Source organism: Tenacibaculum sp. SSH1-16, assembly GCF_040104435.1.
Taxonomy (GTDB): domain Bacteria; phylum Bacteroidota; class Bacteroidia; order Flavobacteriales; family Flavobacteriaceae; genus Polaribacter; species Polaribacter mesophilus.
In genome coordinates this window covers 42,299-59,568 of the sequence record NZ_JBECOV010000013.1, presented here as the reverse complement: position 1 = coordinate 59,568, position 17,270 = coordinate 42,299, and the positions used below count along the sequence as shown (strand labels likewise).

Sequence of the window (17,270 nt, the reverse complement as noted above, 5' to 3'; positions counted from 1 at the left end):
GGTATAAGAAAACTCATAATCATGGGAAATCAAAAACTATATAAAGGATCATTACAAACTATTATTTTAAAATTATTAGCTCAAAATGATAAAATGTACGGGTATGAAATAACACAAAAAGTAAAAGAGCTTACCAAAGGTGAATTAAAAATTACTGAAGGAGCTTTATACCCAGCTTTACATAAATTAGAAGCTGAAGGATTGTTGGATGTTGAAGTTGCTAAAGTTGGTAATCGCTTACGTAAATATTATAAACTCACGGAAAGTGGCACGAAAGAAACAGTTAATCGTCTTTCTGAAATGCAGGAGTTTTTAAACACCATGCAACAATTGGTAAACCCAAAATTTAGTTTGGAGTAATTTTTTTAGCTATGGAATTAACAAAAGAACAAATTAAAAGAATAGATATCTTCTTAGAAGGAATAGGAATTGAATATATCGAGATCCGTTTTGAAATGGTAGATCATATTGCTACTGAAATTGAAAGTACAGTTGAAGATACGAATGCTTTTTTTGAAGGCAAAGGTTTTCAAGTACCTTTTATAAAGTATATGTTGAGCAGAAAAAAAGCTCTAAAAAACCGATATGAAAAACAAACTAAAAAATTACATTGGTATTATACTAAAACTATTTTAAAAGACATCTTAAAAAAAGTCATATATCCTAAAAATGTACTCGTTATACTTTTCTTTTTGTTTATATGCTTCTTTTTTGGTCCTAAATATGTTAAAGAAACTTCTGTTTTTATTTTTAGTTCATTAATGCTAAATCTTGTATATACGTCATATGCTTCCCATAATTTCACAAAGAAATATAAGCTTCTTAAAATTGTAAAAACTTACTCTTTTGTAAGCTCATTTGTTATTATTATTGCTTTAAACTTTCCTAATTTTTTAGATATTTTTTATAATGGTAATTATCAAAAAAGTGCTATATATGTTTATCTAACTGCTTTTGTTTTTAATTACTTACTCTCTCAAAGTTTTCTAGAAAAAAGAGATTTTATTGAAAAAAAATATCAGTATTTAATTCAATAGCTATGCAACTAACCGACCAACATATAAAACATTTGTACAAGTTTACACGTCAACACTTTGTTGAGCATTATGATGTCCAAACAGAACTGGTAGATCATCTAGCCAACGATATTGAACAAATTTGGGAAGAAAATCCAACACTAACTTTTGAGCAAGCTCGCGATAAATCGTTTAAAAAATTTGGTGTGTTTGGATTTATGAATGTAGTAGAAGAAAAGCAAAAACAGATGAATAAAAAATATTTTCTAATTATTTTAGGTTTTGTAAAACAGTGGTTTTCTATTCCTAAAATAGTATTAACATTCTCAATGTTTTATTGCTTTTATCTTTTATTACAGTTTTCTTTTTCTAAAAATTTATTTAATGGATTTTTCTTTATAGTTATCCTAATAGAGTTTTTTATGTTGTTCAAAAAAAGGAAAAAATTAAATGTAAAATTCAAAAAAACAGGAAAAAAATGGATGTTGGAGGATATTATACAAACTCAAAATCATGGAAATGTTGTATTTCTATTATTTTACATTTTTCAATTTATAACTCCTAGTTCATATGAAAACCTAAGTGGATTTACTTCTGTAATCATAGCTTTTGTTACTACACTAGCAATTATTATTGGTTACATAAGTTTAATAATCATACCCAATAAAGCTAAAAAACTTCTCGAAGAACAGTATCCAGAATATAAATTTACCAACAATTAAAAATTTAAGAATTAAATAATACAAAAATCTAACCTATTTTTTCCCTTCAACAACAATAACAATTTCACCTTTAGCAGGTTTTTCAGTATAATATGATAGCACTTCTTTTACACTTCCTCGTTTGGTTTCTTCAAACAATTTTGTCAATTCTCTAGAAACAGATATTTGTCTGTCCTCTCCAAAATATTCAGCAAAATTTGCTAACGTTTTTAATAATTTATGCGGACTCTCATAAAAAATCATAGTACGTGTTTCTTCTGCTAAGAATTGTAAACGTGTTTGACGTCCTTTTTTTACAGGTAAAAAGCCTTCAAAAACAAATTTATCATTCGGTAAACCTGAGTTTACCAATGCAGGTACAAAAGCGGTCGCTCCTGGTAAGCATTCCACCTCTATATCGTTTTGTACACAAGCTCTGGTAAGTAAAAAACCAGGATCTGAAATTGCAGGAGTTCCTGCATCTGAAATTAAAGCAAAAGTTTCACCACTCTGCAAACGTTTTACAATCGTTTCAACCGTTTTGTGCTCATTATGCATATGATGAGATTGCATAGGTGTAGCAATATCATAGTGCTTTAACAACTTCCCACTTGTACGTGTATCTTCCGCCAAAATATAGTCTACTTCTTTTAAAATATTGAGTGCTCTTAGCGTAATATCTTCTAAATTTCCAATCGGTGTAGGTACCAAATACAGTTTACTCATACAACAAAGCTACAACAAAGTTTTCTTACATTTGTCCTATGCCAAAAAAGCTGTTAAAAAATATTGGTTTTCCTTCGGATGTAAGGAAATTAACACCTGAAAACCTACCGCAACTAGCAAAGGAATTGCGTGAGTTTATTATTGATGTGGTTTCCACAAAAGAAGGGCATTTAGGTGCAAGCTTAGGTGTGGTTGAACTAACCATAGCACTTCATTATTTATTTGATACTCCTAACGATTTGCTAGTTTGGGATGTAGGACATCAAGCATACGGACATAAAATTTTAACAGGAAGAAAAGACGTTTTTCATACCAATCGTCAATTTGGCGGAGTTTCAGGATTTCCTAAACGCTCAGAAAGTGAGTACGACACTTTTGGTGTAGGACATTCTTCTACTGCTATTTCAGCTGCTTTAGGAATGGCTATTGCCTCAAAATTACAAGACATTGAAAAGCATCATATTGCGGTGATTGGTGATGCCTCTATCGCAAGTGGAATGGCTTTTGAAGCCTTAAATCACGCAGGAGACACCAATACTAACCTCTTGGTTATTTTAAATGATAATGCGATTGGAATTGACCCATCGGTAGGTGCGTTAAAAGATTATCTAACAAAAATCAAAGCCCCTCGATTAGAGATTGAACAGCATAATATTTTTGAAGCATTAAACTTCGATTATTCAGGGCCTATAGACGGACATAATTTTGAAGAGTTACTACGTGAACTAGATCGATTAAAAAAGATTCAAGGTCCGAAATTTTTACACGTAATTACTACCAAAGGGAAAGGGTTACGACAAGCAGAACAAGATCAAGTAAGATATCACGCTCCAGGAAAATTTGATAAAGTTTCTGGGGATGTATTACCTAAAAAAGAAAGTAAATACACCAAATTTCAAGATGTTTTTGGAAAAACCATTGTTGAACTAGCACAACAAAACGAAAAAATCGTAGGCATTACGCCTGCTATGTTAACTGGAAGTTCGTTAAAATTTATGATGCAAGAGTTTCCTGATAGAGCATTTGATGTAGGTATTGCTGAACAACATGCTGTAACCTTAGCTGCAGGTATGGCTACTCAAGGACTGGTTCCTTTTTGTAATATTTATTCTACCTTTTTACAACGGGCTTACGACCAAGTAATTCACGATGTAGCTCTACAAAACTTACCTGTAATTTTCTGTTTAGACAGAGCTGGATTAGTAGGTGAAGACGGAGCAACACATCACGGTGTTTTTGATTTAGCCTACTTACGTTCTATTCCGAATTTAATTGTTTTTGCTCCTCGTAACGAAATTGAGTTGCGTAATATGATGTTTACCGCTCAACAAGGGTTAGAGCATCCAATTGCAATTCGTTATCCAAGAGGTAAGGGAAAACTAGAACAATGGCAGCTTCCTTTTGAAAACATTGAAATAGGAAAAGGAGCTTGTTTGAAAGAAGGAAATCAAGTAGCTGTGTTGTCTGTAGGAACTATTGCTGATAATATCTCTGAAGCGATTAATCAGCTTGAAAATAAAGAATTGGTTGCACATTACGATTTACGCTTTGTAAAACCTTTAGATGCCCAACTTTTAGATACTATTTTCGACAAATTTGATACCATTATCACTATTGAGGATGGCACTATCAAAGGTGGGTTTGGGAGTGAAGTATTAGAGTATGCTTCCGAAGTAAACTATCAAGGAAAAATGAAACTATTAGGAATTCCTGATGAGTTTATACATCACGGTACAATTCAACAATTACAAGAAGTTTGTGGAATAGATGTTAGTTCAATTAAAAAAACAATTCAAAATTTATTATAAAAGAAAAGCGAACCAAATTGGTTCGCTTTTTAACTCTTTATTTCAAAATCTATTTCTTCATTATCTTTTCAGAAAGTTTCTTTAGTCCTAATTCATCATATATTTCAACAATATAAATTGAGTTATTTGAAATTGTAGAAACATCTATTGAGTTATTAATTACAGGTATTTCTATTACTTTTCTTCCTGATACGTCTACTATTTTTGCAATCCATAAAAATGTATTCTTTCCTCCTTTAATATAAATCTTATCAACAGCTGGGTTTGGATAAATACTCATTTCTGAATTGTTTATTTCTTCTGTTTTTTTACTTCTTAATTGCTCCTTTGCAGCAGTAGAAGTATTCAAACAAACTTGTTTGGTTTCAGATGAGCCAAAACTTCCTCCTGAAGCTAATACGTCACCTTTGCTATTTGTTATTTCATATGAACCACTTCCATAACTGCAACATATACCATCACCATATTCGTCATTAATTGTAAAATCATAACATCCTACAGGTATACATTTTGACACAGTAATAGACTCTCCATTTCCTTGAGTATAATCACCTCCGCTTATCACTGTTTGTCCATTGTTATCCTTCAAGGTCCAAGAAGTTTCGTAAGAATATTTATCAAAAGTAATTGTTACGTTTACATCCTCACATTCTGGAATCTCTCCTCCACCATTATCAGGAGATCCTGTACTATAAGTAACCATCAATTTTGGAGCACTAGCACTACTTCCATCATATGATTCTGCCGTTCGTTCACCTGTTCCAGAAATATAAAACATCATAGAGTTACCAGAACTCCAATTGGACTTGTTCACAACGTATTGTACCAGTGATTTTAAATCAGGAGTTCTTTGTGCTGTTCCAGATGCTCCAACAGAACTCCAAGAACTAGGATTCCAAGCAACCGATTGACTGTAATAACTTCTTGAAGTTATATTATAGCTTTGAGAAGTAATATCTGGTGCATTTGACGAATCTTGAATTTTGATTGTTAATGATGTGCTTCCTGAATTTGTTTCATCTGTTGTAAATTGTATATACGCATTCGTTATCGTAGCATTTGCAGGTATATTTAAGTTTCTAAATAGCATTCCTACATGCTGGTTTCCTTTTGAGCTTCCATCATAAACCAATTCTAAATCAGAACTGTTCATATACATTTGCCCTGACGATTCATATTGTTCAGCATCATCATTGGTACTATTGATTGTTGAAGTAACAGTTTTAGAAACGTTTCCTACAAAAACTAAAACTTCTTCAGAAGTAGTTTCATATCCATCATTATCTGTTGCTATTGCTTTAATAGTATATGATTGGTTATTATTTGTTGGTGTCCAGTTATAAGAATAAGGAGTACTCATATCAGTTTCTACTAAAGTATTATTTACGTAAAACTTAACACTTGAAATAGTTCCATCACTATCGGTTGCAGTAGCAGAAATTGTTACTGGAGTGTTTACGGTATGTGATGCGCCTGATGATGGATTTGTAATTGTAACTTCTGGATAGCTAACATTACTACTTATAATTGTTACTACACTTCCGTTAGATGGGTTCCATATATCTAAATTAGAGGGTATTGTGAATGGATTTTGATTTGAAACTGAACCTACACTACTCGCATTATCTACCTTAATCGTTCTAACCTCTATTTTAGGTTCTTCAACAAAAATCCATTTAAATTGATTAAAGGTACTCGCATCTCTCGTCCAGTTTTTTGAATCATTCGAAGAGCGTAAAGGTGCTCCCCAGCAACCTTCTCCTACATAAACGGTTCCGTTTACATCGTCTCTAACAAAGCCTTCATCGCAATTACTTCCGCTGGAACAAGGTTTTACTGGCCATGTAGTTTTTACTGTATGAGAATCTGATTCAAATACTAAGTTCACTCCCTTGTCATAAAATAATTGAGCCCAACTAGCATATTCATCATTTCCTTCTGATTTTGATGATACGTGTGGGCGCATCGGTTTATGGTATTGAGCCGACTTCCAAATAGAGTTATTAGCATTCAACTTTTGACTTAGCCATGAATACTGACTCCCTCCTGCTGAAATTTCTGAATTCAACGTATAAATTGTATACAAGTTATTTCCAAAAGTTATATCGTAATAAACACTCGTTGAAGGAACGTTAAACAAGTTATAAATACTATTATTTGAACCTTCGTGGTTTCCTCTTGTTGGTACAATAGGAAACATTCTTCCGTCACTTGCTATTGTGTATTGCCAATCGTTAAACCAATCTTGCCATTCAGAGCTTGAGTCTCCGTTAGTCATATCTCCTCCAAAAAACACAGCTGTTGGTTTTAATTTAGAAACTAATAAGTTAGCATCTCTTCTTGGTGTTCTATTGTTTCTTGAATCTCCACCAGCGATAAATGACATTTTATCATTGGTACTTGGAGCTGTTTTAAACCAGAATCGACTACTCACTCCTTGGCTATCTCTAATTACAAAATAATAATTAGTATTAGGACTTAAACCTGTTAGTTTAGCAAAACTATTACTCATTCCTTTATAAGAAACTGAACGGTCTACAGATTTAGAGTTTGGATAATTTGACCAGTTGGTTCCATTATCTGTCGTTCCATAATACACAACTGGGTTGGATCCTGAAATTTGGTTCCAACCAATCATTATAGTAGTTGCAGGATTATCTGTGATGATTAATCGGTACTTATCGTTAGAACCATAAGTACTAAGGACTGCTAAAAATAACAGTGTTAAAATAATTTTTTTCATCGTGAGGGGGCTTTTAAGTTTACTAGTTAGTTATCACAAATATATTTTTTACCTTTCAAATTAATCGTTTGTTTTTATTAAAATTAATTATATAATAACCTGACTAACATTAACCTAACTGTTATTTTATAGTTTACTAATCTTATTTTAACAAACTACATATCCTCTATTCTTACTTTTGTTTAAACCTTACTTTATGAGTACTAAAACCCTTCTTTCTTTTTTAAAAATTTCTTCTTTTTTTATTTTTTTCGGTAGAGCTTACCAGCATTTATTTTGGGATGCTCCATACAGAAGTTTCTTTTGGGACCAACACTTATTAGAACCTGTGATTAATTTTGTTTTTGACATTAGTTGGCAGTCGTATGTTACAAACCTAAATACAGATTTAGCTATCCAAATTTTAACTAGAAGTATTGGTGTTTTATACTTAGTATGTGCAATCATTTCAATAATAATAAATGAAAATTCAAAAAAATGGATGCGTTGTATCTTAAAATTAGGTGCAGTAAGTTTAATTTTTTTAGCTTTAATGATTACCAAGAATAAGTTTTTTCACCTTATAATGTTTTTTGAGCACACTATTCAGTTTGGAGTTCCTATTGCTTTATTATATTTCTTAAAACACAAAAACGCACTTCTTTTACTTTTTTATCTTAAAGTTTTTATCGCCCTAGCTTTTATATGTCATGGAATGTACGCTATTAGTATTTTTTATCCATTACCTGGTAATTTTGTTACTATGACCTTAAACATCTTACCTGTACAAGAAGAAATGGCTAAAAACCTATTATTCGTAGCTGGTGTTTTAGATTTTATCATTGCTATTGCTATATTTATTCCCAAACTTTCAAAACCAGTCCTGCTATATGCTTGTTTTTGGGGGGGTGTAACTGCTTTGGCTAGAATTTTTAGCGCTTTTCACTATGATTTTTCTTTGAGTATTATGCACCAATACTTATACTTAACAATATATAGGCTTCCTCACGGGTTGATTCCTTTATTAGTATACTTATATCTATATAAGAATAGCTTAGAAAAACAAAAAGGTCAAAACTTAAATAAGCTTTGACCTTTTAAATGATTGAAAATATTATTCTAGTTATTTAAAGCTTCTGCTCCACCAACTATTTCTAAAATCTCGTTTGTAATTGCAGCTTGACGTGCTTTGTTATAAGTTAATAATAACTCATCACGTAATTCTGTTGCATTATCTGTTGCTTTATGCATTGCAGTCATACGAGCACCGTGTTCGGCAGCAAATGAATCACGAATTGCTTTGTATAATTGCGTTTTTAATGACTTAGGAATTAATTCTAAAATAATCTCCTCTTTAGACGGTTCAAAAATATAATCTAAATTAGCATTTGTTTCTCCTTCTATAGGTTGAATTGGCAAGAATTGTTCTACTTGTGGTATTTGAGTCGCTGCATTCTTAAATCTGTTGTAAATGATTTCTATTTTATCGTAAGAACCATCTACAAATAAATTCATTAACTGTTCAGCAACTTCAGCAACGTTATCAAAAGTTAAGTTATCAAAAATATCGTTTCTATTTTCTACAACGGTGTAATCTTTTGATAGAATATCGTTTCCTTTTTTACCAATTGTTAATAATTCAACAGCAGTATTATTATATTTCTCGTTAATTGTTTTAACTGTTTCTTTAATGATAGATGAGTTAAAACCTCCACATAAACCTCTGTTTGAAGTTATAGTAACTAACAATACTTTATTTACTTCTCTTTCTGTTGAATATACTCCACCTGCATCGCTATCTAATGTAGCACTTAAGCTTTGTAATAATTCGGTAAGCTTAGATGAATACGGACGCATTGCTGTAATTGCATCTTGAGCTTTTTTCAACTTTGCAGCCGATACCATTTTCATGGCAGAGGTAATCTGCATTGTTGATTTAATCGAAGTAATTCTGTTACGTATTTCTTTTAAGTTTGCCATTTAATTGAACTTAAAATTTATAAAACCCCCGTTGTAACACGGGGATGCCTTTTTTGTTTTTATTAAGCTGAAAATTTAGCTGAAATTTCTTTAGCAGCGTCCCTTAAAGTATCAATTACTTCATCAGTTAATTTCCCTGCTTTTAAAGTATCTAAAGTATCTCTATGCTTCGCATTTAAGTACTCTAAATAATCTTTTTCAAATTCTTTTACCTTGTTTACAGGCACATCTTTTAACAAGTTCTTAGAACCTGCATAAATAATAGCTACCTGATCTTCTACAGTATAAGGATCGTTTTGAGCTTGCTTTAAGATCTCTACGTTACGCTTACCCTTTTCAATTACATTTAAAGTTGCAGCATCTAAGTCAGAACCAAACTTAGCGAATGCTTCTAATTCACGGTACTGAGCTTGATCTAACTTTAGTGTACCAGATACTTTCTTCATTGATTTAATCTGAGCCGAACCTCCTACACGTGATACAGAGATACCTACGTTAATCGCTGGACGAACCCCTGAGTTGAATAAATCAGACTCTAAGAATATCTGACCATCAGTAATCGAAATTACGTTTGTTGGAATATATGCTGAAACGTCTCCTGCTTGAGTTTCGATAATTGGTAATGCAGTCAAAGATCCTCCTCCTTTTACTTTAGATTTTAATGATTCTGGTAAATCATTCATATCTTTTGCAATAGAATCATCAGCAATTACCTTAGCAGCACGTTCTAATAATCTTGAGTGTAAGTAGAATACATCCCCTGGGTAAGCCTCACGCCCTGGAGGTCTTCTTAATAATAAAGATACCTCACGGTAAGCTACTGCTTGCTTAGATAAATCATCATAAACAATTAAAGCTGGTCTACCAGTATCACGGAAATATTCTCCAATTGCAGCTCCTGCAAATGGTGCATATACCTGCATAGGTGCAGGGTCAGATGCATTTGCAGCAACGATAGTTGTATATGCTAACGCTCCTTTTTCTTCTAACATGTTAGCAATTGCTGCTACTGTTGAAGCTTTTTGACCGATAGCTACGTAGATACAGTACACTGGTTGTCCTGCATCATAAAATTCTTTTTGATTTAAGATAGTATCAATAGCAACAGTTGATTTACCTGTTTGACGGTCTCCAATGATTAACTCACGTTGACCACGTCCTACTGGAATCATTGCATCGATAGATTTAATACCTGTTTGCATTGGCTCAGTTACAGGCTCACGGAAGATAACTCCTGGTGCTTTACGCTCTAAAGGCATTTCAAAAGTTTCCCCTTCGATTGGTCCTTTACCATCGATTGGTTGCCCTAAAGTGTTAACAACACGTCCTACAATTCCTTCTCCAGCTTTTAAAGAAGCAATTCTTTCTGTACGTTTTACAGTAGATCCTTCTCTTACTGAAGTAGAAGCTCCTAATAATACAACACCTGCATTATCCTCTTCTAAGTTTAATACGATACCTTCTAATCCGTTATCGAATTCTACTAATTCTCCGTATTGTACGTTAGATAACCCATAAACACGTGCAATACCATCACCTACTTGTAATACAGTCCCTACTTCATTTAATGAAGCTTTAGACTCAAAATTTGTTAATTGTTCCTTTAAAATTGCTGATACTTCAGCTGGTTTAATTGCTGCCATCTTATTTCTTTTGATGTATAATTAAATTTTTGGAATGTAATGACCGTTGTCAAACTCTCTCCTTAACTCATTAAATTGACTAGAGATACTTGCATCATACTGCACATCTCCAACTCGTAAGATAAATCCTCCTAATATCTCTGGATTTACTATATTCTCAATACTTGCATTGTTTCCTGTAAGGGCTACAATTTTAGCTTGTATTTTATCTTCTAACTCTTTTGTTAAAGCTACTGCGGTTGTAACTCTGGCAATTTTTGTGTTCTTATAGTGATCATATATAACTGCATATTGCTTAGCAATAGGGTCTAACATCACCATACGCTTATTTTCCTCTAATAAATTAAACAACCCTTTTACTATGTTGTCTACTTTATCTCCAAAAAGTGCATTTAAAACTTTACGCTTATCTGCAGCTTTAATTACAGGACTTTTAAGCATAACATCTAAATCAGCGCTTTCGGCAATTGTATCTACGATTAACTTCATGTTATCATTTACTAAAGCTTCATTTCCTGATTCTTTAGCTAAATTTAAAATTGCTTTTGCGTAACGTAATGCTGCTCTTGATTCTTTCATCTACTGATTAGTTTAAAGTAACCTCTTCTAACATTCCTTCCACAAGCTTTAATTGTTCATCTTGTGAAGCTAATTCTTTTCTTACTACCTTTTGAGCTATTTCGATAGATAAGTTACCTACTGTTTTCTTTAACTCAGCGATAGCTGCTTGTTGCTCTTGTTTTATTGTAGCTTTTGCATTATCTATCATTATAGTAGTCTGATCCTCTGCTTCTTTTTTAGCATCAGCTATAATTTTATCTTTTATCTCACGAGCTTCTTTCATCATTGCATCTCTCTCTGCTCTGGCTTCTTTTGCTAATCTTTCGTTATCCGCTTGCAAGTTTTGCATTTCCTTACGTGCATTTTCTGCAGCATCTAAAGCACCTTGAATCCCTTCCTCACGCTCATTTAACGCATTTAAAATAGGCTTCCATGCAAACTTTGCCATTATAAAGATTAATAAAGCTAAAATTACTAGTTGCATAAAAAACAACCCTACAGAAAAGTCATTAAATATTCCCATTATTATATATTTTTTGTGTTTTTTTGTTTAATTGTGTAAACAATTCCTGCAACCAACCGTTACAGGAATTTATTTGTTTTTTGTTGCTTATCCTAAAAGTAAAGCACCGAATGCTAAACCTTCTAATAATGCTCCAATAATAATCATTGCAGTTTGGATTTTACCAGCAGCTTCTGGTTGACGAGCAATAGCTTCCATTGCACTACTACCGATTTTCCCTAATCCTAATCCTGCTCCGATTACGATTAATCCTGCTCCAACTAAATTAAGTGTCATAATAATTGATTTATATATAATTAAACAAATTTTTGATTCTAGTTCTTAGTGATGGTCATGTTCTTCTACCGCCATACCAATAAATAACGATGATAACATGGTAAAAATATAAGCTTGTAGAAAAGCTACCAACAACTCTATAATAGTTAAAAACAAGGTTAAAAAGAAAGAGATTCCTGTTGCTCCCGCTGTTCCAAACTTTGCTTTTAATAAAATCATTAACGCTGCGATACCCATAACTACTGAGTGTCCTGCAGTAATATTCGCAAACAAACGCACAAATAAAGAAAATGGCTTAGTTAACATACCCAACACCTCAATTGGTGCTAATACTAATTTCATTAAGACTGGCACACCTGGCATCCAGAAGATATGTTTCCAATAATCTTTATTTCCGCTAAATTGTACGATGAAAAATGTAAATAAAGCTAAACAAACTGTTACTGCTATTTGACCTGTTACGTTAAAACCTAACGGGGTTAACCCTAATAAGTTTAAAACCCAAATAAAGAAAAATACGGTTAATAAGAACCCCATAAATTTACGGTAATGTTTCTCTCCAATATTAGGACGTGCAATTTCATCTCTTACATATAAAACTAAAGGTTCTAATATACGTGCTACACCTGTTGGTATTGGTCCTTTTTTGTACCCAGAAGCCAAACTTCTAAATCCAAAGAACATTAACAAACCTGCCAAAAACATACCAAACACACTTTTGGTAATAGACAAATCCAATACTTTCTGTGCGTTAGTAGCATGATGCTCCTCATCAAAAGCAACCACTTCTTCACCCGCATTTAATTCATATATTTTACTATGAATTTTCACCAATTTCACATCACCTGCATCCACAACCAATGTACCATCATCGTTATGATGAAATTTTGACGACATGAAAAACTTAATTCCTTTAGTAGTTTTCACTATAACAGGCAATGGAAAGCCTATATGCTTACGCTCTCCTGCATCATTCGTATATGAAAACAAGTTAAAATCATGAGAATCTGCCAAGTGATGCTTAATATAAGCATCTATTGACTCTTTAGTGTTAATTCTACCACTATCATTAGAAGTTGTATCGTCTCCACCTGCAAATGCAGTTAACGATGAAAACACAAGTGTTAAAAGTGTTAAAAACTTGATAGTTTTGTTTGCTACCATCATACCTTTACTAAATATAGATTTTGGGTCTGTAAATTTCGGTGCAAAGGTACACATTTAATTAAAACTACAAACCCTTTTTTTGCTTAGTTTTAAAGAACACCACACATCGCCATAAACAACTCATCTATTTAGTGTTAAGTATTTTTGACAATGCTACAGTTTCGATAGCTAAAAAGACCATAATAGGAATTAATAAGGTTGCTTTTTCTGGGTTTGTTAACCCTGCTTCTGAAAAAATACTCTTTTGGAATAGTAGAATAAAAATTCCGAATTTTACCATTAACATTCCTAAATATAAATATCCTGTTTCATTTGGTAAATATCCAAGTACCCATTCTATTAAAGAATAAATTAAAATAGTTGCTATTACATTAAAACAGTATACTTGTAATACAGAAAAAGAAAGTGTTACACCCGCATTAGAAAGCAAAAAACTGTTTAAAAAGAAGCCTCCTATACCTAAAACTAATATAATAGAAGAAAATACTAAAATTCGTTTACTCATTATTGTCGGTTATCTTAATTACTTGGCGTATTACAGAGTAAATAGCACCAAAAACTGCTGCAAGTGTACAAATCTTTACGTAAAGTTGGTTGTCGTTTGGATATTTTTGGTCTAACCATTTACCTAGCAAACTTCCTAGGTAAATAGTTAATCCCATTTGAAGTGCGATTCCTGTGAATCGTATGTATTTATTAAGCGGTTTTTTCTTTGAGTCCTTGCTCATTTTTATTTAGTTCTTTTACCGCTCCTTTCATGGCACAAGTGGCATTAAATTCTGCTCCTGGTTCTACAGATAATTTTCCTATAATTACATCACCATTAATATTTGCTGAAGATTTTACTGTAAGAGTGTTTGAAACAAAAAGCTCTCCTGAAAACTCTCCTTCTATATCTGCATTAGTACATTCAACCTTTCCTTTAATTAAACCAGTATTTCCAATTATTACTCTTCCTTTAGTTTCTATGGTTCCTTCTAATATTCCATCTATTCTAAAATCTCCTTCTGAAATAATCTCACCTATTATTTTAGTGTTTTTTCCTATAATGTTTCTCTCTGCAACTTTGTTTTCTCCTGTTTTTTTACTCTCTTTACCAAACATATTCGGGGAATTTAAGGGGTTATGCTTTATTTAATAGTTCTATAATTTCTTTTGCTTTTTTACCTTCTTGAGTAGTAGCATAACTAACTGCAACAAACTCTAGCGCTTTTTTATAGGTCTCTTTATCTTGATATTTACCTATCGCCAAGGCTTTTAGAAGTGCGAATTTAGGGATTAAATTTGAATTTTTTAGTGTACTTGAAAATTTATCTATTTCACTAACAACCTCTTCAAATTTATTTTCTTTATATAAATAATATATTTCTTTATACTTATTTAAAACCTCATCTTCTTTCTTCTTTTTAACAAGTTTTTTATCTGGGTTTAAAATTATTTGAGCAAAACTTGTTTCTGGATACTTTTCTAGGATAATGTTCTTATAATCATTTGACTTAGCTACATTTCCTTGCTTTTTATATATTTGATACAAGTGGTAACTTATTGGCAGTTCCAACTTATTATTTATACTCACCTGTCTTAAGCGTTCTAGGTTTTTAATTGCTAGTGTAGTGTTTGTAAACTGCTCTTTATAAATTAGTCCTAATTGATATAATGCATCATTTCGCTCTTTTACAAGGTCATTAATTACATTGTCATCAGTTGGTATAGCTTCAAGATATGTTGAAAGCTCGTATCTTTTGTTGATTTTTTTTCCATTAGTATCATCAGACACATCTTCTGTGACGCTAATAGATTTGTCTGATAATCGCCAGTTATCTTCTAGAGGGCGTGTTCCCCATATTTTTTGAAAATCTGCTCTTCCAAATCCTAATGCTTGAGTATTGTAAAAGTACCACTTCCCTTTATTTGCACTATTATTTATAGATACACCGCCTCCAAAACCATTTCCAAAGTTCTGAGCATTGAGCATTTGTTGTCTTTTTTCTTCGTCTTCTTTCTTTATTTTTTCTATATATGTCTCAAAAAAAGAAGTTCTTTCATCTAGCGTCATTCCAACTAAACTAAGAATACTGTCGTTATTTTTAACAGTTTCCTCATATTTTCTTAAAGTTGTTAACCCTTTACTCTTTCTACGAATTCTACGAATTCTTTTTTCTTGATCAAACTCTTTGGAAACCACCTGCAATACGCTATCATAATATGAGCCTGCTAACAAATAATTCTCTTTTTCAAAAGCTATATTTGCCAAGCGTTCATACGCATATGTTTTTTGGTAATTGTTGTTATGCTTCGCTTGTAAAGATTTTTTATAATATTCTGCTGCCGCTTCAGGATTATTTCTCCCTTCTTGAATCACCCCTGCTTGGTAGTATAACTCGTTTAAAAACTTGCGGTTATCAGAGTTTTTAATCAGTTTTCTTAACCTTGCCAACATTAATATTGATGTTGAATCATTTGGAGTATTTTTAGCAAGTTCAATATTTGCTCGAATACGGAACTTGTCTGGTGCTCTTTTAAATTCTGATAATCTTCGAAACACCATTCTTGCTGAATCTTTTCTATCTAATTCGCTGTAAACCTGACCTAACACAAACATATTTCTTGCTGTTTGCTCTTTATTGTAACGTGTTTTAGTTGCTAATTTTAAATAATCTACCATTTTTTGAATGGTATCGGTTTGTTCATATGCCATTGCCATGGCTGTATAAGCTTGTTCTTTTACCGTTTTATTTATTTTTTCTTTCTCATCTAAAACATCTAATAACAACATTAATGTTTCTATAGCTCTTTTTTCATTACCTAGACGAATATTTGTTTTCGCCCTCCAAATTTTTGTTTCATAATTTAAATTTGCTTTTGGATAATTAACTATTACGTAGTTAAAGGCTTCTAATGCTGGAATAAAACGCTGGGTATAATATCTTGATTTACCTAACAATAAATAAGCGTCATCTATCTGGCTATTTTTTTCATAGCCATTAATATTCATTGAATGTGTTTGAATGGCTTTTATTGCTTTTTCTTCTGCTTTTTCAAAAGGAGTTAGGTTTTTGTCTTCTTCACTCTCTTCAGTATTAAATCCTGTACCTGGTGTAAGTACTTTCGTAGCTAACTTACTTTCATCAAAAGTTATAGGTTCTATTTGTAAGCGTTTCCAGAAATTGTCTTCGTGCTTTTCTTGAATTTCTTCAAGTCCTTTTAAATACGCTTGCTCTCCATTAAAAAGCACATTATATTTAGTAGTAACAGCATGGTAACTTCTATTTAAAAAAGCATCCTTTTTAACACTACACGAATACACAATAGCTACTAAAACACTGAATACTATTATATTTACCCCTTTTTTCATATACTATTACTTTTACAGTACAACAACGTAATAATTGTATTTTTTGTACGTAAAGAGGTAAAAATAATAATTATAAGATGATTTATACACTGTTTTATTCAGAAAAATAGCTTTCTAACTCTTTTAAGGTTTCTTGCGATGTGCTTATATCTTTTACTACATTTCCTTTATCTAAGACTACTATACGTTCACATACCTCAGTTACATGACTTAAATCGTGACTAGAAACTAGTACAGTTACATCATTATTTTCTGTAAGTTTTTTAATTATTTTTTTTAATCTAATTTGTGTTGTAGGGTCTAAGTTTGCAAAAGGTTCATCTAAAATTATCACTTGTGGATTCCCCATCATTGCAGCTACAATACCTACTTTCTTTTGATTTCCTTTACTTAAGCTTCGTAAGTATTTTTTCTTTCCTAAAATCTCTTCATTAAAAAACTCGTCAAACTGAGCTAAAAAAGCTTTTACATCAGCTTTATTCATCCCGCGTAAATCTCCAACAAAATCAAAATATTCTTCAGGTGTTAGATATCCTATTAAAAAAGTTTCATCTATAAACGACCCTGTAAATGTTTTCCAGTTTTCACTTTTGTTTACAATTACTTCATTATTTACAATCTCTCCTGTAGTTGGTCTAATTAAATCTAATAACAGGTTAAACAAAGTTGTTTTTCCTGCTCCATTATTCCCTACTAACCCAAAAGCTTGTCCGCTTGGAATATTCAACTCTTCTATGTTTAAAACTTGTGTACTTCCGTATGTTTTTGAAATATTATGTATAGATATCATTT

At 32.1% G+C, this 17,270-nt stretch carries 18 protein-coding genes; 5 read left to right on the top strand and 13 right to left on the bottom strand.

All coding sequences use genetic code 11. The features are described from left to right. Positions 1-21: 21 nt before the first annotated feature. From ABMY20_RS13825 to ABMY20_RS13815, 3 genes are read left to right on the top strand one after another with little or no spacing between them, the layout of a single operon-like run. Positions 22-360, top strand: coding sequence for a PadR family transcriptional regulator (locus ABMY20_RS13825; RefSeq protein WP_047788159.1), 339 nt, complete (start codon positions 22-24; stop codon positions 358-360). Positions 361-371: 11 nt separating this feature from the next. Further along, complete coding sequence (locus tag ABMY20_RS13820) at positions 372-1,037, top strand: hypothetical protein (protein ID WP_349265581.1); 666 nt, start codon at positions 372-374, stop codon at positions 1,035-1,037. Positions 1,038-1,039: 2 nt separating this feature from the next. After that, a complete protein-coding gene (locus tag ABMY20_RS13815) occupies positions 1,040-1,738 on the top strand; it encodes a hypothetical protein (protein ID WP_253679190.1) in 699 nt (232 codons plus the stop codon). A gap of 33 nt (positions 1,739-1,771) precedes the next feature. On the opposite strand, the gene rsmI is transcribed toward ABMY20_RS13815, so the two are convergent. Next, positions 1,772-2,443 (bottom strand): 16S rRNA (cytidine(1402)-2'-O)-methyltransferase, encoded by a 672-nt coding sequence (gene rsmI, locus ABMY20_RS13810; RefSeq protein ID WP_159488830.1) that lies wholly within the window; start codon positions 2,441-2,443, stop codon positions 1,772-1,774. 38 nt (positions 2,444-2,481) lie between these two features. Between rsmI and dxs the strand changes: the two genes are divergently transcribed. After that, positions 2,482-4,251 carry a 1-deoxy-D-xylulose-5-phosphate synthase gene (gene dxs / locus ABMY20_RS13805; RefSeq protein ID WP_349265580.1) on the top strand — a complete coding sequence of 590 codons (1,770 nt, stop codon included), beginning with the start codon at positions 2,482-2,484 and terminating at the stop codon, positions 4,249-4,251. A 49-nt stretch (positions 4,252-4,300) separates the two neighbouring features. Here the strand turns inward: dxs and ABMY20_RS13800 are convergent, their stop codons facing one another. Next, on the bottom strand, positions 4,301-6,994 hold the full coding sequence (locus tag ABMY20_RS13800) for an Ig-like domain-containing protein (RefSeq protein ID WP_349265579.1): 2,694 nt from the start codon (positions 6,992-6,994) through the stop codon (positions 4,301-4,303). A gap of 196 nt (positions 6,995-7,190) precedes the next feature. Here ABMY20_RS13800 and ABMY20_RS13795 point away from each other — a divergent pair, with 196 nt between their 5' ends. Continuing rightward, complete coding sequence (locus ABMY20_RS13795) at positions 7,191-8,066, top strand: hypothetical protein (protein ID WP_349265578.1); 876 nt, start codon at positions 7,191-7,193, stop codon at positions 8,064-8,066. Positions 8,067-8,092: 26 nt separating this feature from the next. On the opposite strand, the gene atpG is transcribed toward ABMY20_RS13795, so the two are convergent. The 11 genes from atpG to ABMY20_RS13740 all read right to left on the bottom strand — a co-directional run bounded on the left by atpG (position 8,093) and on the right by ABMY20_RS13740 (position 17,268). Then, positions 8,093-8,953: an ATP synthase F1 subunit gamma gene (gene atpG, locus ABMY20_RS13790; RefSeq protein ID WP_047788152.1), complete on the bottom strand. Its 861-nt coding sequence runs from the start codon at positions 8,951-8,953 to the stop codon at positions 8,093-8,095. Positions 8,954-9,015: 62 nt separating this feature from the next. Beyond that, positions 9,016-10,596 (bottom strand): F0F1 ATP synthase subunit alpha, encoded by a 1,581-nt coding sequence (gene atpA, locus ABMY20_RS13785; protein ID WP_047788151.1) that lies wholly within the window; start codon positions 10,594-10,596, stop codon positions 9,016-9,018. Positions 10,597-10,617: 21 nt separating this feature from the next. After that, entirely contained in the window at positions 10,618-11,175 is a 558-nt protein-coding gene (gene atpH, locus ABMY20_RS13780; protein WP_047788150.1) for an ATP synthase F1 subunit delta, read from the bottom strand. A 7-nt stretch (positions 11,176-11,182) separates the two neighbouring features. Next, on the bottom strand, positions 11,183-11,680 hold the full coding sequence (locus ABMY20_RS13775) for a F0F1 ATP synthase subunit B (protein ID WP_047788149.1): 498 nt from the start codon (positions 11,678-11,680) through the stop codon (positions 11,183-11,185). An 87-nt stretch (positions 11,681-11,767) separates the two neighbouring features. Continuing rightward, positions 11,768-11,956: an ATP synthase F0 subunit C gene (gene atpE, locus ABMY20_RS13770; protein WP_028891526.1), complete on the bottom strand. Its 189-nt coding sequence runs from the start codon at positions 11,954-11,956 to the stop codon at positions 11,768-11,770. A 45-nt stretch (positions 11,957-12,001) separates the two neighbouring features. Next, positions 12,002-13,123: a F0F1 ATP synthase subunit A gene (gene atpB / locus ABMY20_RS13765; RefSeq protein WP_047788369.1), complete on the bottom strand. Its 1,122-nt coding sequence runs from the start codon at positions 13,121-13,123 to the stop codon at positions 12,002-12,004. Between the two features lie 124 nt (positions 13,124-13,247). Then, positions 13,248-13,628 carry a DUF6168 family protein gene (locus ABMY20_RS13760; RefSeq protein ID WP_073182425.1) on the bottom strand — a complete coding sequence of 127 codons (381 nt, stop codon included), beginning with the start codon at positions 13,626-13,628 and terminating at the stop codon, positions 13,248-13,250. Continuing rightward, entirely contained in the window at positions 13,621-13,851 is a 231-nt protein-coding gene (locus ABMY20_RS13755; RefSeq protein ID WP_159488822.1) for an AtpZ/AtpI family protein, read from the bottom strand. The genes ABMY20_RS13760 and ABMY20_RS13755 overlap by 8 nt, the downstream gene beginning before the upstream one ends. Further along, positions 13,820-14,227: a polymer-forming cytoskeletal protein gene (locus ABMY20_RS13750; RefSeq protein ID WP_047788147.1), complete on the bottom strand. Its 408-nt coding sequence runs from the start codon at positions 14,225-14,227 to the stop codon at positions 13,820-13,822. Before ABMY20_RS13750 ends, ABMY20_RS13755 begins: the two co-directional genes overlap by 32 nt. Before the next feature lie 19 nt (positions 14,228-14,246). Further along, the gene (locus tag ABMY20_RS13745; RefSeq protein ID WP_349265577.1) at positions 14,247-16,478 is read right to left on the bottom strand and encodes a tetratricopeptide repeat protein; all 2,232 of its coding nucleotides are present in this window, start codon (positions 16,476-16,478) and stop codon (positions 14,247-14,249) included. A 94-nt stretch (positions 16,479-16,572) separates the two neighbouring features. Continuing rightward, positions 16,573-17,268, bottom strand: coding sequence for an ABC transporter ATP-binding protein (locus ABMY20_RS13740; RefSeq protein ID WP_349265576.1), 696 nt, complete (start codon positions 17,266-17,268; stop codon positions 16,573-16,575). Positions 17,269-17,270: the final 2 nt, after the last annotated feature.